The 21,655-nt window shown below is 49.2% G+C and carries 21 protein-coding genes; 20 read left to right on the forward strand and 1 reads right to left on the reverse strand.

The window, feature by feature from the left end:
- From pgeF to A1sIIB76_RS02680, 4 genes are read left to right on the forward strand one after another with little or no spacing between them, the layout of a single operon-like run.
- Entirely contained in the window at nt 1-663 is a 663-nt protein-coding gene (gene pgeF, locus A1sIIB76_RS02665) for a peptidoglycan editing factor PgeF (protein WP_095684613.1), read from the forward strand.
- The gene (locus A1sIIB76_RS02670) at nt 660-1,307 is read left to right on the forward strand and encodes a YggS family pyridoxal phosphate-dependent enzyme (protein ID WP_095684614.1); all 648 of its coding nucleotides are present in this window, start codon (nt 660-662) and stop codon (nt 1,305-1,307) included. Before pgeF ends, A1sIIB76_RS02670 begins: the two co-directional genes overlap by 4 nt.
- A 9-nt stretch (nt 1,308-1,316) precedes the next feature.
- Entirely contained in the window at nt 1,317-1,784 is a 468-nt protein-coding gene (locus tag A1sIIB76_RS02675) for a cell division protein SepF (RefSeq protein WP_095696958.1), read from the forward strand.
- Between the two features lie 11 nt (nt 1,785-1,795).
- Nucleotides 1,796-2,077, forward strand: a complete 282-nt coding sequence (locus A1sIIB76_RS02680) for a YggT family protein (protein WP_095674700.1) — start codon at nt 1,796-1,798, stop codon at nt 2,075-2,077.
- A 15-nt stretch (nt 2,078-2,092) separates the two neighbouring features.
- On the opposite strand, the gene ileS is transcribed toward A1sIIB76_RS02680, so the two are convergent.
- The gene (gene ileS, locus A1sIIB76_RS02685; protein ID WP_095696959.1) at nt 2,093-5,209 is read right to left on the reverse strand and encodes an isoleucine--tRNA ligase; all 3,117 of its coding nucleotides are present in this window, start codon (nt 5,207-5,209) and stop codon (nt 2,093-2,095) included.
- Nucleotides 5,210-5,485: 276 nt separating this feature from the next.
- Between ileS and A1sIIB76_RS02690 the strand changes: the two genes are divergently transcribed.
- The 16 genes from A1sIIB76_RS02690 to A1sIIB76_RS02765 all read left to right on the forward strand — a co-directional run bounded on the left by A1sIIB76_RS02690 (nt 5,486) and on the right by A1sIIB76_RS02765 (nt 21,654).
- Nucleotides 5,486-6,298 carry a TraR/DksA family transcriptional regulator gene (locus A1sIIB76_RS02690; RefSeq protein ID WP_095697357.1) on the forward strand — a complete coding sequence of 271 codons (813 nt, stop codon included), beginning with the start codon at nt 5,486-5,488 and terminating at the stop codon, nt 6,296-6,298.
- Between the two features lies 1 nt (nt 6,299).
- Nucleotides 6,300-6,764 (forward strand): signal peptidase II, encoded by a 465-nt coding sequence (locus tag A1sIIB76_RS02695; RefSeq protein WP_095696960.1) that lies wholly within the window; start codon nt 6,300-6,302, stop codon nt 6,762-6,764.
- Between the two features lie 6 nt (nt 6,765-6,770).
- A complete protein-coding gene (locus A1sIIB76_RS02700) occupies nt 6,771-7,709 on the forward strand; it encodes an RluA family pseudouridine synthase (RefSeq protein WP_095674703.1) in 939 nt (312 codons plus the stop codon).
- A gap of 19 nt (nt 7,710-7,728) precedes the next feature.
- Nucleotides 7,729-11,262: a DNA polymerase III subunit alpha gene (gene dnaE / locus A1sIIB76_RS02705; RefSeq protein WP_095696961.1), complete on the forward strand. Its 3,534-nt coding sequence runs from the start codon at nt 7,729-7,731 to the stop codon at nt 11,260-11,262.
- Between the two features lie 52 nt (nt 11,263-11,314).
- Nucleotides 11,315-12,622 carry a histidinol dehydrogenase gene (hisD, locus tag A1sIIB76_RS02710; RefSeq protein WP_095684619.1) on the forward strand — a complete coding sequence of 436 codons (1,308 nt, stop codon included), beginning with the start codon at nt 11,315-11,317 and terminating at the stop codon, nt 12,620-12,622.
- Nucleotides 12,622-13,716 carry a histidinol-phosphate transaminase gene (locus A1sIIB76_RS02715; RefSeq protein ID WP_190286257.1) on the forward strand — a complete coding sequence of 365 codons (1,095 nt, stop codon included), beginning with the start codon at nt 12,622-12,624 and terminating at the stop codon, nt 13,714-13,716. The genes hisD and A1sIIB76_RS02715 overlap by 1 nt, the downstream gene beginning before the upstream one ends.
- Nucleotides 13,713-14,297, forward strand: coding sequence for an imidazoleglycerol-phosphate dehydratase HisB (hisB, locus tag A1sIIB76_RS02720; RefSeq protein ID WP_095684621.1), 585 nt, complete (start codon nt 13,713-13,715; stop codon nt 14,295-14,297). The genes A1sIIB76_RS02715 and hisB overlap by 4 nt, the downstream gene beginning before the upstream one ends.
- Before the next feature lie 4 nt (nt 14,298-14,301).
- A complete protein-coding gene (hisH, locus tag A1sIIB76_RS02725) occupies nt 14,302-14,895 on the forward strand; it encodes an imidazole glycerol phosphate synthase subunit HisH (RefSeq protein ID WP_095696963.1) in 594 nt (197 codons plus the stop codon).
- Nucleotides 14,892-15,617, forward strand: coding sequence for a bifunctional 1-(5-phosphoribosyl)-5-((5-phosphoribosylamino)methylideneamino)imidazole-4-carboxamide isomerase/phosphoribosylanthranilate isomerase PriA (gene priA / locus A1sIIB76_RS02730; protein ID WP_095696964.1), 726 nt, complete (start codon nt 14,892-14,894; stop codon nt 15,615-15,617). The genes hisH and priA overlap by 4 nt, the downstream gene beginning before the upstream one ends.
- Entirely contained in the window at nt 15,614-16,387 is a 774-nt protein-coding gene (gene hisF / locus A1sIIB76_RS02735) for an imidazole glycerol phosphate synthase subunit HisF (protein ID WP_095696965.1), read from the forward strand. Before priA ends, hisF begins: the two co-directional genes overlap by 4 nt.
- 14 nt (nt 16,388-16,401) lie before the next feature.
- The gene (gene hisI, locus A1sIIB76_RS02740) at nt 16,402-16,746 is read left to right on the forward strand and encodes a phosphoribosyl-AMP cyclohydrolase (protein ID WP_095696966.1); all 345 of its coding nucleotides are present in this window, start codon (nt 16,402-16,404) and stop codon (nt 16,744-16,746) included.
- A complete protein-coding gene (locus tag A1sIIB76_RS02745) occupies nt 16,743-18,224 on the forward strand; it encodes an anthranilate synthase component I (protein ID WP_095696967.1) in 1,482 nt (493 codons plus the stop codon). Before hisI ends, A1sIIB76_RS02745 begins: the two co-directional genes overlap by 4 nt.
- A gap of 157 nt (nt 18,225-18,381) precedes the next feature.
- Nucleotides 18,382-19,155: an indole-3-glycerol phosphate synthase TrpC gene (gene trpC / locus A1sIIB76_RS02750; protein WP_095696968.1), complete on the forward strand. Its 774-nt coding sequence runs from the start codon at nt 18,382-18,384 to the stop codon at nt 19,153-19,155.
- A gap of 10 nt (nt 19,156-19,165) precedes the next feature.
- Complete coding sequence (gene trpB, locus A1sIIB76_RS02755) at nt 19,166-20,374, forward strand: tryptophan synthase subunit beta (protein WP_095696969.1); 1,209 nt, start codon at nt 19,166-19,168, stop codon at nt 20,372-20,374.
- Complete coding sequence (trpA, locus tag A1sIIB76_RS02760) at nt 20,375-21,178, forward strand: tryptophan synthase subunit alpha (protein WP_095696970.1); 804 nt, start codon at nt 20,375-20,377, stop codon at nt 21,176-21,178.
- Nucleotides 21,175-21,654 (forward strand): MauE/DoxX family redox-associated membrane protein, encoded by a 480-nt coding sequence (locus A1sIIB76_RS02765; RefSeq protein WP_095696971.1) that lies wholly within the window; start codon nt 21,175-21,177, stop codon nt 21,652-21,654. The genes trpA and A1sIIB76_RS02765 overlap by 4 nt, the downstream gene beginning before the upstream one ends.
- Nucleotide 21,655: the final 1 nt, after the last annotated feature.

The raw sequence follows: 21,655 nt of genomic DNA on the forward strand, positions 1-21,655 counted from the left end.
ATGAATTACCGCTTTACCAATCGCACCGGAGGCGCAAGCACCGGTGCTTTTGCATCTGCAAATCTTGGTTTCCATGTGGGAGATGACCCTGATCATGTCGCTGCCAATCGCGCGCGGTTTTCTAAAGAGTTTGGCCCAGTAGCGTTCATGACACAAGTCCACGGTGATCGAGTAGCAGTTGTGGAAGATGTCAGCGATGTGGATCCCACAGCCGATGCCTTGGTAACTGGAATCCCGGGCATAACGCTGGCAGTGCAAGTAGCAGATTGCATTCCACTCTTGCTCATCTCTTCGCAATCAGTTGCTGCAGTTCATGTTGGAAGAAAGGGACTCGTGAATGGAGTAACACTGCGCGCACTAGAAGTGATGCGAGACATGGGAGCGCGTGATATCCGAGCAGTAATAGGACCTGCAATCTGTGGTGTGTGTTATGAAGTCTCAGAAGAAATCTTCACCGAAGTTACGGCACAGCACCCTGCTGCTGCATCAAGAAGTGCACGCGGCAACCACGCTCTTGATTTACCGGCTGCCCTTGTCAAAGTACTTCAGGGCCAGAAGATCGCAGTTGAAATTGCGGGTGGGTGCACCGTAGAAAGTAGTGAACTTTTTTCATACCGTCGAGATGGAGTGACGGGACGACAGGCTGGGTTGGTCTGGCTATGAACCGTCGCGATGAGATAGCTGCGAATTTGGCGGAGCTTCAGGGGAAAATTACCCGTCCTGATATCACGCTGATCGCTGTGACAAAGACTTATCCGGTAAGTGATGTGCAGATTTTGCATGAGTTAGGTGTGAGAAATTTTGGCGAGAATCGGAACGAAGAAGGGTTGGAAAAAGCTGCTCAAGTAGAGGGGCGATGGCATTTTCAGGGAGAGATTCAAAGCCGCAAGCTACGCGATATAGCACGGTGGGCAGATGTCATTCATTCACTCGATGATGCATCTCACGCCACGAAGCTAAATTCGGTGACTGAAAAAGAGATCGATGTTTTTCTGCAGCTTTCACTCGATGGCGACCCGGCACGAGGGGGAGTAAGGGCTTCAGAGCTTGCTGCCCTCGGCGCGCACCTACACACTTTGCCGAATGTGAATTTGGTCGGATTGATGTGTGTGCTGCCACTTGGCGTCGAAGCGCGGATTGGCTTCACTGAAGTTGCAAAAATCCATCGTGATTTTCAAGGTGAATTTCCTGGCGCACAATCGCTATCGGCTGGAATGTCGGGCGACTTTGAAATTGCCATTGATTGCGGTGCGACACATATACGCGTGGGTAGCCAAATCCTCGGGATGCGCCCGCCCCACGGGTAACCTATTCACATGTCAGCACTCAATAAAATGATGGGCTTCCTTGGCCTGGTCGATACCGAGCAAGAGGGCGCAATCGCAGAAGTTCCATCACGTCCTGCTGCCCCACGTGCGCAACGCGAACGCACAGGCGTCACAGTTCTTGGTTCACATAGCGTTTCCAATTCAGCAAGTCAGCCGGCAATGATGGAAGAGCAAGCTGCTCATTACAACATTGTCACTTTGCAGCCACGTTCATATTCAGAGGCTCGCAAAGTGGGCGAGTACTACCGTGAAGGTAATCCGGTCATCATCAATTTAGATGACATGGAAGAGAGTGAACGCAAGCGCCTTGTAGATTTCTCAAGTGGACTGGTCTTTGGACTTCATGGCCGCATTGAGCGAATTAGCCTCAAAGTTTTCTTGCTCTCACCTGCAAATGTAAATGTTAGCAACGACGATAAAACCGCTGCGCAAGCAAGCTTCTTCAACCAGAGCTGAGGTTATTTTCTATGATTACCTCATTACTGCTGCAAGTAATCGGTCTATTTAAGTTTGCCCTCTTTGCCCGAATCATCATCGATTACGTCAGAATGTTTAAGCGCGACTGGCGCCCATCACCATTTCTCTCATCAATATTTGAAGTGATTTATTCGGTTACCGATCCACCGATGAAGTTTGTCCAACGCTTCGTACCGCCACTGCGCGTGGGCGGAATAGCACTAGACCTTTCCTTTATCGTGATCTTGATTGCGCTCAGCTTGCTTCAGCGAGTAATTCTTATAGTTCTGTAATTCCCTTTACAACTATCAAGCTTTACTCAGCTCGACATTGACACCGAGTTCACTCTCAATAGTTGCAATAGTGGAATCCTCCGTCATGGACAGTGCGAGAACCTCATCTGAGATATGTGCGATATTGGAATTAATTGTTGCAACCATTTCGGCAGGTGCGCTCCACTTAACGTGAATCCGGTCAGAGATATCAAATCCATCACTCTTTCTGCGCTCTTGAATGAGTCGAATTACTTCGCGCACATGACCGGCGGCAATCAGCTCGGGGCTCAGTGCAAGGTCGAGGGCAACGCTTTCACCATCATGGCTAGCAACCATCCATCCGCTCTTTGGTACTTCAGTAATGACTAGGTCATCTAGATCGAGTGCGAACTGACCAACTTCTGCAGATCCAGAACTCCGCAACTGCTTTACAAGTGCGGTGGCATCGGTTGCGCCAATAAGTTTGGCGACATCCTGAACTGCCTTTCCATATTTAGCACCCAATGATTTGAAGTTCGCCTTCACAGAGATATCCACCAGATCCCCATCAGCATCGGCGATATCTTCCAGGTCAATCACATTGAGCTCATCAGAGATTTGCTCTTTCATATCGGCAGGCAACTGGGCCCAGCCTTGAGCTGAGATCAAAGCGCGCTGTAGTGGTTGACGAATTTTGATTCCAGATTCAGCGCGCGCTGAGCGGCCTAGTTCAACAACGCGACGAGTCATTGCCACATGAGCGTTGAGTTCGCGGTCGATAAGTTTTGGATTAGAGATAGGGAAATCTGTTAGGTGGACAGAATCTGAAACATTGGTATCGGCAACGCGCACTAGCTCCTGCCAGGCATGTTCAGTAATGAAGGGAACCATCGGCGCCAAGAGTTGCGTTAAGGTCACCAAGCATTCATGCAGAGTGGCAAGTGCTGCCACATCGCCATCCCAGAAACGTCGACGAGATCTGCGCACATACCAGTTAGAGAGATCATCGATAAAGCGCGCTAGCACTTTACCGGCGGCCTGTGAATCAAAATCGTTATACGCAGAGTCAACCTCAGTAATCAGAGCATTAAGTTCACTGATAATCCAACGATCCATCAGTGAACGATCCTTTAGGGCCGGGCTCTGGGACAGTTCGAAATTAGATGCTTGGGCATAGAGGGCGTGGAATGAGATTGTGTTCCAGTAGGTGAGCAGAGTTTTTCTGACAACATCAGATATTGCATCGTGTCCCACGCGACGAGCAGACCATGGTGAACCGGCTGCCAACATGTACCAACGCACCGCATCTGCGCCATGTTGATCCATTAGTGACATTGGCTCCAGCACATTGCCAACATGCTTACTCATCTTGCGACCATCTTTATCAAGAATATGGCCAAGACAGAGAACGCTCTTATATGAACTTTGATCAAAGACCAGCGTTCCAATTGTCATCAGGGTGTAGAACCAGCCACGAGTTTGATCAATAGCCTCGCAGATAAAATCTGCTGGGTAGGCAGCTTTGAACTTCTCGACCGAGCCGGGCTTATGTGGATACCCCCACTGCGCAAAGGGCATCGCACCTGAGTCATACCAACAATCGATGACCTCGGGAACGCGGTTCATGACCGATGCGCACTCACTGCAGGCAAATGAAATGTCATCTACAAAGGGGCGGTGTGGATCTAAGTTGCTCAACTCTTGGCCGGCAAGCTCGCCTAACTCTTTTAAGGAATCAACGCAGACTTCATGCTTATTTTCACAACGCCAAATGGGCAGTGGAGTTCCCCAATAGCGATTGCGTGAAAGGGCCCAGTCGATATTGTTATTAAGCCAATCACCATAGCGACCAGTTTTAATGGTCTCTGGATGCCAATCTGTCTTGGCATTTTCACGAGTCAATTCATCTTTAATGGAAGTCGTGCGGATATACCAAGAAGGTTGTGCGTAATAAATCAACGCTGTGTGACAGCGCCAGCAATGTGGGTACTCATGTTCATATGGTTGGTGCTTATAGAGCGCCCCACTTGCTTTGAGTTCTTTTACCAGTGGTTTATCGGCATCTTTAAAGAACATGCCACCGACTACTGCAACCTCAGGTAAGAAAGTTCCATCTGGTGCAATCGGATTTACTACTGGCAATCCGTAGGAACGACAGACCAATAAGTCATCGGCGCCAAATGCGGGGGATTGATGCACCAGACCTGTGCCATCTTGGGTTGTGACATAGGTAGCTAGAACAACAAAGTGAGAATCTGGAATATCAACGTAGGTAAATGGACGGGTATATGTGGTGCGCTCAAGCTGGGCGCCCTTGATTGTCTTGAGAATCTCGTGTTCACCTGCAACGACCGAGAGCAATGGCTCGGCAACTACCAATACTTCACTGACATCATCAACAGTTGCTTTGACTACAACGTAATCAACATCTGGGTGCACGGCAATTGCGGTATTTGATACCAACGTCCAGGGCGTAGTTGTCCAGACAAGTAGCGATGCTTTTAGCTCAGCAAGTTCACCCGATGTGATGGGAAAGCGAACATAAACAGATGGATCAACCACAGTCTCGTATCCTTGCGAGAGTTCATGATCAGAGAGCCCGGTTCCACAACGTGGGCAGTAAGGTGCGACTCGATGGTCTTGAACCAGCAGCCCCTTCTTCCAAATTTCTTTCAGGCTCCACCAGACAGATTCAACATATTCAGGTGCCATCGTCCAATATGCTTCATCGAAATCAACCCAGAAACCCATTCGCTCGGTCATCTGCGTAAATGCATCCACATGTCGGGTTACTGATTCACGACACTTATCGTTAAACGGTGCAATCCCGTACTTTTCAATATCGCCTTTTCCTGCAAAGCCAAGTTCTTTCTCCACTGCAATTTCTACCGGCAGACCATGACAATCCCAGCCTGCTTTACGGGTGACGTATCTACCTTTCATGGTTTGATAACGAGGAAATACATCTTTAAATACTCGAGCTTCAATGTGGTGAGTTCCGGGCATTCCATTGGCTGTCGGTGGACCTTCATAAAACGTCCATGGTTCTTCACCTGCGCGAGATGCGGTGCTCTTTTCAAAGATTTCGTTATCACGCCAGAATTTCAGGATTGAGTGCTCCATTGCGGGCAGATCAATCTGGGCGCCGATAGCGCGAAATGGTGATGACATAAAAAATCCCCCAAGAAGTAAAGAACTCTTGGAGGGACGAACTGCGCACAGTTCGCGGTACCACCCGCCTTGTACTGACCGCCATGATGCGGGCAATACCTCTTTATTAGCTCACATCGGCTGGTTCTACCTCACCCTTTTTGGGGCGAATCTTCCAGCGTGCTCCCGAGGTGATCGCCTCTTCAACGCACTTTTCCTGCAAGGTATTACGACTGTAAGTCTAAACCATGCGTGGCAAAGTTGGTTACGAAGAGAAAAAAGCATAGGGTGCGCGGCGTGCCAGGTAAAAAAATAGCAAAGAAGGCGACCAAGAAGGCTGTCGCCAAGAAGGCTCCTGCGAAAAAAGCAAGCAAGAAAGCACCTGCCAAGAAGTCTGCTGCGAAGAAAGCACCGGCCAAGAAGTCTGCTGCGAAGAAATCACCTGCCAAGAAAGTTGTAGCGAAGAAGGCGCCGGCAAAGAAAGTAGCGGCAAAGAAGGCCGCTGCACATAAGGCACCTGGTCGCCCATTCCCATCGAAAATTGGTAAGACGACCCTGACGGTAGATGAGAAATCACAGACTGTTTCAGTTGCAACAGTGATGGCACCAACAACCGCACCGGTTGTTGAAGAACGTCGCTTAGTGATGCCACCACCACCACGCCCAGAAAAAAGTGGAAAGAAGGTTGCACCACTTAAGCCAATCAAGGCCGCACCTACGCCAGTACTTGCAGCTGCAGGTGAAGCGCCATGGAGCGCAGCCGAACTTAAGATCGTGAAGGCCGAGATTTCAAAAGATCTAGAGCGTTTGCGGATAGAACTTGCAAGAGTTGAAGAAGAGATGAATGAGCTGATTTCAGATTCTGGAGAAGGCGCTGGAGATGATCAAGCTGATTCAGGAACAAAGACTTTCGAGCGCGAACACGAGATGTCGCTAGTTAGCAATGCGCGTGACATGGTCTTACAGACCGAACGTGCACTAGAGCGAATTGAAAATAAGACTTATGGACTCTGTGAAGATTGTGGCGCCGCTATTGGTAAACCTCGCCTACAAGTTTTCCCCCGCGCAACTTTGTGCATGATCTGCAAGCAGAAGGAAGAGCGGCGCTAAGGTGCGCCGGATATTTCTCACAGCGTGGACTATTTGGCTCTTTGACTTTGCCACAAAGCAATGGGCAATTTCTGCGCTAGAAGTTGAACCCAAGAAGATTCTAGGTTCATTTCTACAACTTTCACTGGTGAAAAATCCGGGCGCAGCATTTGGCTTTGCTACTAGCCTGACACTCCTGTACTCAATCTTGGCAGTTGTTGTAGTTGCAACAATTGTCTACTTCGCTCGCGCGATTTCATCTCGAGGGTGGCAGCTCACAGCAGGACTGCTACTGGGGGGAGTCATGGGAAATCTCGCAGATCGCGCCTTTCGTGAACCAGCCTTCTTTCGTGGACATGTCATTGATTGGATCGAACTACCGAATTGGCCGGTCTTTAACATTGCCGACTGCGCAATCGTGATTGCGGCAGCTATTGCATTCGTTTTAAGCGTCAGAAATGTTCCACCGATTACACCAGTAAGGTAGTCACATATGAGTAGAGAGTTAAGAACGCTGAGTGTGCCTGAAGGCGTAGCGGGCGAGCGAATTGATAGCGCCCTGACGCGAGTTCTTGGTCTTTCGCGCACATCAGTAGTGAAGTTACTCGAAGATGGTGATATCAAATCAGATGGACGAGCTATGCAAAAATCTGATCGAGTCACCGCTGGACAAGTCATTGAAGTTCTTCTGCCGGCACCGCTTAATCAAGATCCCATTCCACTGACTCCACTTGAGGGTCTTACCGTTGTGTATAACGATGATGACATCGTTGTCATAGATAAGCCGGTTGGCTGCGCAGCCCACCCCAGCCCAGGTTGGATGGGTCCCACAGTTGTTGGTGCACTGATGGCTGCCGGTTACACAATTTCGACATCGGGCCCCGCAGAGCGCGCAGGAGTAGTTCACCGTCTCGATGCTGGCACCTCTGGACTCATGATTATTGCCAAGACAGATGCAGCTTATTTAAAGTTAAAAGAGATGTTTCGCGATCATGATGTTGAAAAGACTTATCACGCACTTGTGCAAGGACATATGGATCCCTCATCTGGAACTATCGATGCCCCGATTGATAGACATCCAAAGGAAGATCATCGCTTTGCCGTTGTTGCAACCGGTAAAGAGAGCATCACGCACTATGAAGTTATTGAGTATTACCGCTCTGTTTCGCTAGTGAAGGTGGAGTTAGAGACTGGGCGCACACATCAAATTCGAGTTCACTTCTCGGCACTAAACCATCCACTTGTCGGTGACACTACTTATGGCGCAGATCCAGTGTTGGGTAAAAAAATGAAGATGTCTCGACCTTGGCTTCACGCTTTAGAGCTTCGCTTTAACCACCCGATTACAGGTGTGGCACTTGAGTTAGTTGCGCCATACCCACCCGACCTACAGGCTTCTTTGGCGTTGCTATCCGAGGCAGTTCTGCCTTAGGCGCTAATGTTGCGCCACCATGCCATCTGAAGATTTTTCAGCTTCACGGGCATCGACGAAAGACTCGTTTGTACATCTACATGTACATACCGAGTACTCGATGCTCGATGGTGCCGCGCGCGTCGGTGATCTCGTTAATGAGGTAGCTCGCCAAGAAATGCCGGCAATTGCAATGACAGATCATGGCAATGTATTTGGTGCCTTTGATTTCTATAAGCAAGCAACTAAAGCAGGCGTCAAACCGATTATTGGAATTGAAGCCTACGTTGCACCTGAATCACGATTTGATAAGAAGCGCGTTCAGTGGGCCGATGGCGGCGAAGATGATGTCTCTGGCGGCGGGGCATATACGCATATGACGATTTTGGCTGAGAACAATCAGGGGCTAGCCAATCTTTTTAAGCTCTCTTCTCTTGCCTCACTAGAAGGTTATTACTACAAGCCCCGGATGGATCGCGAGCTGATCTCCAGATATGCCGATGGACTGATAGCAACAACGGGCTGCCCGGGTGGAGAAATCCAAACGCGTCTGCGTATGGGAAATTACAAAGAGGCGCTACGTGCTGCCAGTGATTATCGAGATATTTTCGGTGCCAATAATTTCTTTCTAGAAATAATGGACCACCACATTGATGTTGAAACTCGCGTCAAAGCCGATCTACTTAAACTGGGCAAAGAACTTAAATTGCCATTACTTGCAACGAATGATCTTCATTACACATTCCATGAAGATGCCGCAGCCCATGAAGCTCTGCTCTGCGTGCAATCTGGTTCTACGCTGGCTGATCCCAAGAGATTCAAATTTGAAAATGATGAGTTCTATCTCAAGACTCCGGCCCAGATGCGCGAACTCTTTAAAGAGATTCCAGAGTCATGCGATAACACCTTGCTCATCGCTGAGCGTTGTAATGTGAAACTACGCGAAGATGAGAACCTCCTGCCTGCCTTTACTGTGCCGCAAGCAGAGACGGAAGATTCTTGGCTGCGCAAAGAAGCAGAACGCGGATTGCATGAACGTATGAAAGATAAGGCAACGCCCGAACACATCACACGTTTACATTACGAACTCGATGTCATGATCAAGATGGGTTTTCCTGGATACTTCCTCGTCGTTGCAGATCTTGTGGCACATGCAAAGAATGTCGGAATTAGAGTTGGTCCAGGACGCGGTTCGGCCGCAGGTTCACTTGTGGCTTATGCACTAGGCATCACTGGTCTTGATCCGATTGAGCACGGACTTTTATTCGAGCGCTTTCTGAATCCAGAGCGAATCTCCATGCCCGATATCGATCTCGACTTCGATGAACGTCGTCGCTCAGAAATGATTCGTTATGCAACTGAAAAATATGGCGAAGACCGTGTTGCTCAGATCATTACGTATGGAACTATCAAATCAAAGCAATCACTTAAAGATTCAACGCGCGTTCTTGGATACCCATATGCCATCGGTGAAAAACTCACCAAGGCACTTCCACCATCGGTGATGGGGAAAGACATCACTCTCTCTGGAGTATTCGATAGTAAAGATGCTAGATACGGAGAAGCGGGGGAGTTTAGACAACTCTATGAAACAGATCCTGACTCCAAGCGAGTGGTAGATCTTGCTAAAGGCCTAGAAGGCCTGAAACGACAATGGGGTGTGCACGCAGCTGGCGTTATTCTCTCGCGCGAGCCTTTATTAGATGTGATTCCAATTCATCGCCGCGAAGCAGACGGTGCCATCATTACTCAATTCGATATGGGAGCTTGTGAATCTACTGGGCTGCTCAAAATGGATTTCTTGGGACTTCGCAACCTTTCGGTATTAGATGACGCCCTACTTAACATTAAAGCAAATCAAAATATTGATGTAGTTCTTGAAGATTTACCGCTGCACGATAAGAAGACCTTCGAACTTCTCTCACGTGGTGACACATTAGGTGTATTCCAACTCGATGGTGGCCCGATGCGAGCACTTCTTCGCAGCATGGCCCCTGATTCCTTTGCTGACATCTCAGCTGTTATCGCACTTTATCGCCCGGGACCAATGGGTGAGAATGCGCATAATAATTATGCCGATCGAAAGAACTCACGGAAACCTGTTGAGCCAATTCATCCTGAGTTAAATCTTCCGCTGCAGGAGATTCTTGGTGATACCTATGGTCTGATTGTCTATCAAGAGCAGGTAATGGCAATTGCACAAAAGGTGGCGGGCTTTACCTTAGGTCGCGCAGATCTATTGCGTAAGGCGATGGGTAAGAAGAATAAAGAGATTCTAGATAAGGAATACATTCCATTTGAAGCAGGAATGAAATCCAACGGATTTTCCGAAGCTGCGATTCAACGGCTATGGGAAGTTTTGATTCCCTTCTCTGACTACGCATTTAACCGGGCGCATAGCGCCGGCTATGGTGTGGTCTCTTTCTGGACGGCCTACTTAAAGGCGAATTACCCGACTGAGTATATGGCGGCGCTTCTCACTAGTGTGCGCGATGATAAAGATAAGTCAGCGCTCTATCTCTCGGAATGCCGGCGCATGGGTATTAAGGTATTGCCGCCAGATGTCAATGAATCGGATGCTGAGTACACACCACGTGGTGTGGACATTCGCTTTGGCTTAGCTGCGATCCGCAACGTTGGCGAAGGCGTTGTTGCCTCGATTAAAACTGCCCGCGCAACAAAGGGGGCATTTACTTCCTTCGGGGACTTCTTGGCAAAAGTTGATGCCAATGTGTGTAATAAAAAGACCATTGAATCTTTGGTTAAAGCCGGTGCATTTGATTCTTTAGGTCATCCGCGTAAGGGGTTGATGGCTATTCACCTTGAAGCTATCGACTCTGTCATTGAAACAAAGCGCGCGGAGGCAATTGGTCAATTCGATTTATTCGGCGGTGATTCAATTTCACAAGTAGCAAGTATGGATATCGAGATTCCATCGACGGAATGGGATAAGTCCACGCTACTCACCTTTGAACGAGAGATGCTCGGTCTCTATGTATCTGATCATCCTCTGCTCGGGGTAGAGCATGTGCTTCGTTCACACACAGATATGACCATTAGCGAACTACTCGATGAAAGTCCGGCCGATGGCGTTGTGACCATTGGTGGATTAATCACCGGCATCCAGCGAAAAGTTTCTCGCCAGGGCGCATCATGGGCAGTTGTAAACGTTGAGGATTTAGAAGGAGCGATTGAAGTTCTCTTCTTCTCAAATACATATAACCAATATGCACTCTCACTCACCGAGGATCGAGTGGTAGTTGTTAAGGGGCGCTTCTCGCGCACTGATGAGCAAGTCAGATTTACCGCCCTGGAAATGAAGATGCCAGATATTTCCGGAGCACCAACAGGGCCATTACTTATCACCTTGCCAGCAACGCAAGTCACACCTCCGATTGTTGAGCGAATTAAAGAGATCCTGCGTTCTCATCCTGGAAAGCGTGAAGTCCATCTGCACGTCGTAGATCAGCAGAAGACCACCACTCTTAAAATTGACGCGCTAGTAACATCATCGCCAAGTTTGAGCGCCGACCTCAAAGCAATATTGGGGCCGGAGTGCCTGGTCCGGATTTAAGGCATCGGTAATCACGTCACGTGATGCAGCGCTAACAAAGTAGAATGAGGGCGTGATTCGCACCCTTGATTTGCGTGGAAAGAGCCTTGATAAGGCTGGCTATCAAAGCCTGCTTCCACGGGCCACGCTAGATGTGGCACAAGCAATGGTTGCAATCGAACCTATTTTAAAGCGCGTTCGCGAGGGTAGTGAAGCAGACCTGATTGCACTCGCTCAAGAATTCGATGGCGTTACACCAGCATCAATCAGAGTTCCACAATCAGCACTAGATGACGCACTTGCCCAATTAGATCCGGCAATTCGTACCGCGCTAGAAGTTTCTGCCGCGCGCATTCGCATAGTGCACAACGATCAGATTCGCACAGATTCCAAGACCACCGTTGTCGATGGCGGCATCGTCACTGAAAAATGGATACCGGTTGATCGCGTGGGACTTTATGTTCCAGGTGGGCGCGCGGTCTATCCAAGTAGCGTGATGATGAATGTCATTCCGGCCCAGATAGCAAAAGTATCTAGTATCGCTGTTGCTTCACCGCCACAGAAGGAGTTTGGCGGCCTGCCACACCCAACAATTCTTGCAACGTGTGCGCTCCTTGGAATCACAGAAGTTTATGCAGTCGGGGGAGCGCAAGCGATAGCACTCTTTGGCTATGGCATGAAAGATCTCTGCGCCAAGTGCGATTTGGTCACTGGACCTGGAAACATCTATGTCGCCGCTGCCAAGCGTGCACTTCGTGGAATCATCGGAATTGATTCAGAGGCTGGTCCTACTGAGATTGCTATCTTGGCTGATGAAAGTGCAATCGCAGCAGAAGTTGCGGCAGATCTAATTAGCCAAGCTGAACACGATGTGATTGCCGCCGCGGTATTAGTAACCACATCAGAATCACTTGCGGCAGTTGTGATTGCCGAGCTAAAGGTGCGAGTGGCAAAGACGAAACACGCAGAGCGCATAAGAACTGCGTTATCAGGAATTCAGTCGGCGATAGCACTTGTTGATTCAATCGAACAGGGTCTGGATGTTGTCAACGCCTATGCAGCCGAGCATTTAGAGATTCAGACAAAAAATGCGAGTGTCGATGCGTTGCAGATTCGCAATGCTGGCGCAGTATTTATCGGTCGCTTCTCACCAGTATCACTCGGTGATTACTCGGCAGGCTCTAACCATGTATTGCCCACCGGGGGATGCGCCTGTCACAGCAGTGGACTTTCAGTGCAAACTTTCTTACGAGGGCTACATTTCATCGAGTATGACCAGAAGGCATTTACAGATATTGCAAGTACTGTCATTACTCTTGCCGAAGCTGAAGATCTTCCGGCTCACGGTGAAGCGATGACTGCTCGATTGGAAAATTTATGATGAGTCAGGATTGGCCGTCGTGGTTGCCCTTGCGCGGTAATTTACGCGAGCTCTCAGCCTATGGCGCTCCACAGTTACCCGCCGATGCAGTCTTAAATACCAATGAAAATCCATACGCGCCATCACCTGAACTGGCGCAGGCAATTGCCGCGCGGGTATTAACTGTTGCTAGTACCTTAAATCGCTATCCAGATCGCGATGCGCTAGCACTGCGCACCAAGTTGGCAGAGTTTGTGAACAATCTATCTGCGACCTCTTTCACATCTAGAAATATTTGGGCTGCTAACGGCAGCAATGAAATTATTCAATCACTCTTTCTAGCCTTCGGTGGGGGATCAGCTATCGGCTTTACTCCCTCCTATTCGATGCACCCCCTCATTGCGCGCGTGTGTCAGGTTGCGTGGACCAATGGTTCTCGCAGAGCTGATTACTCACTTGATATCGATAGCGCAGTTGCTCAGATTCAAAGCTCAAAGCCTTCCTTAACTTTTATTACAACTCCGAATAATCCAACGGGATCTGCAGTCACCTTCGATGAAATCGAGAAGTTAGCTATCAACTCACCTGGATTGCTTGTCGTTGATGAGGCCTATGCAGAGTTCTCTGATGAAGCATCTGCCATAACTCTGATTGAGAAATATCCACACGTGGTCGTCATTCGCACCATGAGCAAGGCTTTCTCATTCGCCGGTGCGCGAGTGGGATATCTCGTTGCCCACCCATCGGTAATCGATGCCATGTTTTTAGTTCGCTTGCCGTATCACCTGAGCGCTCTGACTCAAGCTGCCGCCGAGGTGGCCCTCGATTTCAGCACCGAACTATTGGCGACAGTGGATCAACTTCGCAGCGCTCGAAATCAGATGGCGCAGGAGTTAGAGGAATTGGGACTCACCGTTCTTCCAAGCAGCGCCAACTTCCTGCTCTTCACCGGTTTTGAGCAGTCATCGCCTGAACTCTGGCAGGCACTGCTTGATAGAGGAGTTCTCATTAGAGATGTGGGATTATTGGGCTACCTAAGAGTCACCATTGGCAATGTGGCCGAGAATAAGAAATTTATAGATTCACTATCGGCATGTCTAGGAGTAGAAATATGAGAACAGCACGCGTTGAACGCACTACGAAAGAGTCGAGTGTTCTAGTTGAACTTAACCTCGATGGCTCTGGTGAGATCTCAGTAGATACCGGCGTTCCCTTCTTTGATCACATGCTTTCACAGCTCGGAAAACACTCTGGATTTAATCTCACCGTGAAGACATCAGGTGATGTCGATGTTGATTCACACCACACTGTGGAAGATACCTCTCTTGCTTTTGGTCAGGCTCTTCGCGAGGCGCTAGGTGATAAAGCTGGCATCCGACGTTTTGGTGATGCGATGGTTCCACTCGATGAGGTTCTAGTTCAGGCAGCTGTGGATCTTTCGGGTCGTCCATATTTAGTGCACCGTCAACCAGAAATTGTGGAATTGATTGGAACATTTGATACCACACTGGGTAAGCACATTTGGGAATCCATCGTTGCAGAGGCTCGAATTGCACTGCATGTGCGAGTTCTTGAAGGGCGCAACGCCCACCACGTTTTCGAAGCGCAATTTAAAGCGGTGGCACGTGCGCTGCGCGATGCCGTTGCAATTGATCCACGAGTTGCAGGGATTCCTTCAACAAAGGGATCTCTCTAACTTCGTGATTGCAATTCTCGATTACGGCTCTGGAAACCTTCGCTCGGCGCAACGCGCCTTTGAAACATCCGGTAAAGAAGTTCTTATTACTTCTGACTATGAAACTGCGCTGAATGCTGAAGGCTTAGTCGTTCCGGGTGTGGGTGCATTTGCTGCCTGCATGCAAGGACTTCTCAATGTCCGCGGAGATCAGATTGTGCGTGAGCGTTATGCAGCAAAGCGTCCAACACTAGGAATATGTGTCGGTATGCAGATCCTTTTTGCACGCGGCATTGAACATGGCGAGCATGCGGGAGTTGGAATGTGGGGTGCCACTGTTGAAAAACTCAACGCACCGATATTGCCGCATATGGGATGGAATACCGTCCGTCCTGCTGCAGGTAGCACGCTCTTTGCAGGAGTTGAAGATCAATCATTTTATTTCGTGCACTCATATGCAGCAAAAGAATCGGCGGGAGTGATGTCCACCCTTGCCCATCATGGTGAAGATTTCATTGCCGCCATAGAAGATGGTGCGCTGAGCGCTACCCAATTTCACCCAGAAAAGTCATCCGATGCCGGATTACATGTAATTAAGAATTGGACGCAGACGTTATGAGTTATTTAGAGCTACTTCCAGCAGTGGATGTCAAAGATGGTCGCGCCGTCAGGCTTGTCCAAGGCGAACTCAGCGCCGAGACTGCTTACGGAAATCCATTGGAAGTTGCTCTGGAATTTCAAGCAGCAGGGGCCGAATGGTTGCACCTGGTAGATCTCGATGCCGCCTTCGGAATCGGTGAGAACAGTGCGCAGTTAGCCGAAGTTGTTGGCCGACTCGATATCAAGGTAGAACTTTCCGGTGGAATTCGTGATGATGAATCACTTGCGCGAGCACTTGCAACTGGATGTACTCGCGTCAATCTTGGAACTGCAGCGTTAGAAAATCCAGAGTGGACTGCTCGCGTGATTGCCGAACATGGTGATCGGATTGCGGTGGGCCTTGATGTGCGCGGACATGTGCTTGCTGCACGTGGATGGACCAAAGAAGGTGGAGATCTCTTTGAAACTATTGAGCGCTTAGAGCGTGATGGATGTGCGCGCTATGTGGTTACTGATGTAACTAAAGATGGAACTCTGCAAGGACCAAATATTGGGTTACTTAAAGAGGTGTGTGCTGTTACTTCAAAGCCAGTAGTTGCATCGGGTGGAATTTCATCTTTGGCAGATATCGCCGCACTTTCGGCGCTGAACTCACTTGGCCTAGAAGGTGCGATTGTTGGTAAGGCGCTCTACGCCGGTGCCTTCACTCTTGCCCAAGCACTCGAGCAGACACGATCATGAGTCTTTCCGTACGAATCATTCCGTGCCTTGATGTCACTGATGGACGAGTGGTGAAGGGAGTTAACTTCACAGATCTTGTAGATGCGGGTGATCCGGTAGAAATGGCTGCGCTCTATAACAAAGAGGGCGCTGATGAACTCACCTTCTTAGATATTTCTGCAAGTGTTGCCGGGCGCGAAACAACTCTTGATGTGGTGCGCCGAACTGCCGAACAAGTTTTTATTCCACTGACGGTAGGCGGCGGTATTCGCACGGTGGAAGATGTGGACCGCTTACTACGTGCCGGTGCGGATAAAATCAGTATCAATACTGCCGCGATTGCTAGACCAGAACTCATCTCTGAAATTGCAGATCGTTTTGGTTCGCAAGTTCTTGTGATCTCTATCGATGCCCGCCGGGCACGAACTGAATCCGGTTTTGAAGTAACAACTCATGGCGGTCGCCAGAGTGCTGGTATTGATGCACTTACCTGGGTTGAAAAAGCGTGCGCACTAGGAGTCGGTGAAATATTGCTCAACTCAATGGATGCCGATGGAACTCGCGCCGGGTATGACATCGGAATGATCAAGGCAGTGCGAGCCGTGTCAAAGGTTCCTCTGATTGCAAGTGGAGGGGCGGGAACCCTGGAAGACTTCAGCGCCGCGCTGGATGCTGGGGCCGATGCCCTTCTTGCAGCAAGCGTCTTTCACTTTGGGGTGCATCGCATCGGGGATGTGAAGAAATATCTGACTGCTCATAATTATTCGGTGCGCAATACCCAGAGCGCGTAAGGCAGAATGAGCACATGAGAGCTGAACTTTCCCCAGAAATACTCGCGCTCTTAAAAGACCCGACAACACTGATTCCTGCGATTGCCCAAGATGTTAATACCCGAGAAGTACTCATGCTTGCCTATATGAATACCGAAGCACTCGCGTTGACTCTTGCAACCGGCAAGGCAACTTACTTTTCCCGAAGTCGCAATGAGATTTGGGTTAAAGGGGAGACATCGGGTCATACCCAGATGGTGCATGCGGTGGCACTTGATTGTGATGGCGATGCACTTCTGATTACCGTCGACCAAGTGGGGGCCGCCTGTCACACCGGTGACCAGACTTGCTTTCACCAAAGCCTTGGTGATTTCTCATGAAAATTGAAGAATTTCGCAAGCACGCACAATCTCACAATGTCATTCCGGTTTATCGAAAACTTCTTGCTGATGGCGAAACGCCACTTAATATTTATAAGAAGTTAGCTCAAAATAAGCCCGGGACCTTTCTGCTGGAGTCGGCAGAGCACGGGGGAGTATGGTCCCGATATTCATTTATCGGTGTGAAAAGTCAGACCACGCTGACCGAAAAAGATGGACAAGCGCTCTGGATTGGAAAACCTCCAGTGGGAGTCCCGACTGGAGTTGATCCACTGACAGCGCTACGTCAAAGTGTTGCCCATTTAAAGTCACCAAAAATTGAAGGCCTACCAACACTTACCGGTGGACTCGTTGGTTATATGGGCTATGACGCAGTGCGAAGACTAGAGAAGTTGCCGACAAGTTCTGCGCGCGATATTGAACTACCTGAAATCGCCTTCATGCTCACCAGTGATCTAGTTGTCATGGATCACTCAGATGGCACCATCATCTTGATTGCCAATGCAATCAACTGGGATGGATCAAGTGAGCGAGTCGATGATTCATATCTTGATGCAGTCTCTCGCTTAGACCGGATGCAAAAGGAGCTACTCGGTCCTATCGCTGGGGACGTGTCGGCCCTTCCTTCGTTTGATAAACCTATCTTTGATCGCAATATGAGCGAGCAGGATTTCAAAAGCAAGGTGGAAATCGCAAAGGAAGAGATTCGAGCTGGTGAGGCATTCCAAATAGTTCTCTCGCAGAGATTTGCTATGCCAACCTCAGCTGATGCGCTAGATATCTATCGCATGTTGCGCCTTAATAACCCCAGCCCATATATGTATCTCTTTAGATTTGAAGATGGATATGACGTTGTTGGTTCAAGTCCGGAAGCACTTGTGAAAGTGACCGGTAAGCAAGTGATGGTGCACCCCATTGCGGGAACTCGCAAACGCTCTGACTCTATTGAAGAAGATGTGCGATTAGGTGAAGAGTTACTGGCAGACCCCAAGGAGCGGGCAGAACATTTGATGTTGGTAGATCTGGGACGTAATGATTTAGGCCGCATCTGTGCACCTGGTTCAGTTGAAGTCATTGACTTCATGCATATCGAGCGGTATTCCCATGTGATGCACATTGTTTCTACCGTCGTGGGCGAACTTGCAAGTGATAAGTCACCGATTGACGCACTCTTTTCAGTCTTTCCTGCTGGAACACTTTCCGGAGCCCCGAAGCCACGTGCGATGGAGATTATTGAATCCCTTGAGCCCACACGTCGCGCGCTCTATGGTGGAGCAATCGGATACTTTGATTTCACCGGCAATATTGATACCTGTATCGCCATTCGAACAGCGCTGGTGCATAACGGGATCGCATATGTGCAAGCTGGCGCCGGAATTGTTGCGGACTCTGATCCCACTGCCGAAAATGATGAGACCCTTAATAAGGCAGCGGCTGTTTTGGGCGCTATCGCAGCTGCCAATGAGATGAAGCGATAGAAACGGTGAAAATTCTTATCTCACTAATCTGCGTGGCAACGATTGCCATTATTCTCAGTCGCAGACTTCGACTCTCAACTCGGTATGAGCGAGCTCCGCGAACTCTCACCCAGTGGAACGCACTGGATAAAGGCATCGATCCCACAGAGGAAAAGCAATGAGCGTTCTTGATTCAATTATTGAGGGCGTCCGTGAAGATCTTGCCATGCGTCGACTGCCGCTATCGCAGATTCATGAAGCGATGGAGAATGCAGCGAAACCATTAGATGCTTACGCATTCCTTTCACAATCTGAGATGAATGTGATTGCTGAAGTAAAGCGATCTTCTCCTAGTAAGGGTGCACTTGCACCCATTACAGATCCAGCTGCACTAGCAGAGCAATATCAAGAAGCGGGTGCATCTGCTGTCAGCGTTCTTACAGAGCGTCGTCGCTTTGCCGGCTCACTTGAAGATCTCGATGCGGTGCGGGCGCGCGTGACTATTCCAGTGCTTCGCAAAGACTTTATGGTTGATGAGTATCAATTCCTAGAAGCACGGGCACATGCCGCCGATATTGTGCTTCTTATTGTTGCTGCTCTTTCTCGTTCTCAACTCAAAGATTTCTATGACCTCTCCTGCGAACTTGGGATGGCCTCACTGATTGAAGTTCACACTGCGCAAGAGCTAGAAAGTGCGATGGAGATTTCACCGCGCATGATTGGCATCAATTCTCGCAACCTTAAGACTCTCGATGTCGATACCCGGGCCTTCGCTGATCTCATCCCGCAGATTCCCGATGAGATTATCCGAGTGGCCGAGTCTGGAATCTCGAGCCGAAGTGATGTTCAGGGTGCGCAAAACTGTGGAGCTTCTGTGATATTGGTCGGTGAAGCGCTGGTTAAGTCTGGGGATCCGATTTCTGCGATGCAGGAGTTGCTGGGTCGCCGGTAGTCTTGGGCTTATGACTACGACTGCCGAGAACGCGCTAGCCGAGATAGCCGGACATTTTGGTCCCTATGGCGGTCGTTTCGTTCCCGAAGCACTGATCGGTGCACTGGAAGAGTTAGATGCGGCGAGAATTTTTGCCCAAACCGATCCAACTTTTATCGCCGAATTAGCAGAGCTACATCGCACTTACACCGGTCGTCCCAGCATCATTACAGAGGCAAAAAGATTCGCTGAGCATGCAGGTGGAGCGCGAATTCTGCTCAAGCGAGAAGATCTCAATCACACTGGAAGTCATAAAATAAATAACGTTTTAGGTCAAGCACTTCTGACAAAGCGAATGGGCAAGAAACGCATTATTGCTGAGACCGGTGCCGGTCAACATGGTGTTGCTTCAGCAACTGCTGCTGCATTGATGGGTCTTGAATGTGTTGTCTACATGGGCGAAGAAGATACAAGACGTCAATCACTGAATGTTGCGCGCATGAAGTTACTTGGCGCCGAAGTTATTCCAGTGACGTCTGGTTCTCGCACACTCAAAGATGCAATTAACGAAGCAATGCGCGATTGGGTAACCAATGTTGAGACAACGCATTACATGCTGGGCACAGTAGCCGGACCGCATCCATTCCCATCTATGGTCCGTGATTTTCATAAAATTATCGGCGAAGAATCTCGCGAACAAGTACTAGCGTTGACTGGGAGATTGCCAGATGCTGTCATGGCATGCGTGGGTGGTGGATCTAATGCAATTGGAATTTTCCATCGCTTTATTTCAGATGAATCTGTACGACTGATTGGTTTAGAAGCAGCAGGAGATGGTGTTGAAACTGGTCGACATGCAGCGACCATCACTGGTGGATCACCTGGCGTGCTCCACGGAAATCGAACTTATGTATTACAAGATGCCAATGGACAGACAATTGAATCTCATTCGATTTCGGCGGGTCTTGATTATCCGGGTGTGGGCCCAGAACATGCCTACCTTCATGACTTAGGTAGAGCGGAATACCGAGCTATCACTGACGCGCAGGCGATGGAAGCTTTCTCACTTCTTTCAAAGACTGAGGGAATCATTCCTGCGATTGAAACAGCACATGCTCTGGCTGGTGCAATGCAGGTGGGTAAAGAACTTGGTCCTGATGCAATTATTCTGATTAATCTCTCTGGCCGCGGAGATAAAGATGTGCAAACTGCGGCGCAGTATTTTGGAATTCCACTCTAAATGAGCACACCGCTTGAAACCCTTTTCACCACTGTTCGCAGCGAAAATCGCGCAGCGCTTATTGCTTACATCCCGGCAGGTTTTCCCACTCAAGAGGGATGCAAAAAGGTAATTCAAGCATTTGTCGATGGTGGCGTTGATGCAATCGAAATCGGTTTTCCCTATAGCGATCCAGTGATGGATGGCCCAACGATCCAAGCTGCAGCCGATAGGGCGTTATCGCAGGGCACTGGGGCGAAGGAAGTTTTCGAAGCACTCAAGCACGCCACAGATTTAGGTGTGCCAGCAGTTGTGATGACATATTGGAACCCGATCGAAAAATACGGAGTAGAAAAGTTTGCCCAAGCGATTTCAGACAACGGTGGCTCTGGTGTTATTACTCCCGATTTAACTATAGAAGAATCAGCAGCCTGGACGGCCGCCGTTGCTCAAAGTGAAATTAACTCAATCTACGTTGTTGCACCAAGCACGAAAGATGCACGGCTTGCCAGTGTGACTGATCATTGCAGTGGTTTTGTCTATGCGGCTTCACTGATGGGTGTGACTGGAACACGCACAAGTGTTTCATCCGGTGCGCCAGATCTCGTTGCTCGGATTCGAAAGAGTACGGATACGGCGGTGGCGGTGGGACTCGGTGTTTCCACGAGAGAGCAAGCCAAGGGCGTGGCAGGGTATGCCGACGGCGTAATTGTCGGCTCAGCATTTATCAATAAACTTTTGGAGTCAGAAGATGAAGCAAGTGGTTTAATTGCTGTGCGTGAACTAGCGGAACAACTAGCACAAGGAGTACGTGAGGGACGATGAAAGCATTTATGCCGTGGTTAGGTCTCGCTGCACGATTGACTCTAGGTGGAGTTCTACTTGTTGCCGGATTCCTAAAATACGATGAGGTAGATAAATCGCAGATGGCTGTGCGAGCCTACGAGATGCTTCCTGTCGCTCTAGCTAATTTCATCGGCATAGTTCTGCCATTCGCTGAAATCGGGATGGGTTTGCTTCTGATCCTCGGCGCAGCTACTCGAATCACAGCAGCGCTCAGCGCCTTGCTCATGGTGGTCTTTGTTATTGGCATCTCACAGGCGTGGGCGCGAGGCCTTTCTATCGACTGTGGCTGCTTTGGAGGGGGAGGCCAGGTTGAGCCTGGAACTGCGAATTACATCACTCCACTGCTACGAGACACCGGCCTATTGGCCCTTGGGATTTATCTTTTTCGCTATCCACAAAGTAAATTTAGCCTTGATAAATCGTCGCAGAAACTGATTCTAGAAAAAGGGATATGAA

The organism is Candidatus Planktophila versatilis, from assembly GCF_002288265.1.
GTDB classification, from domain to species: Bacteria; Actinomycetota; Actinomycetes; order Nanopelagicales; family Nanopelagicaceae; genus Planktophila; species Planktophila versatilis.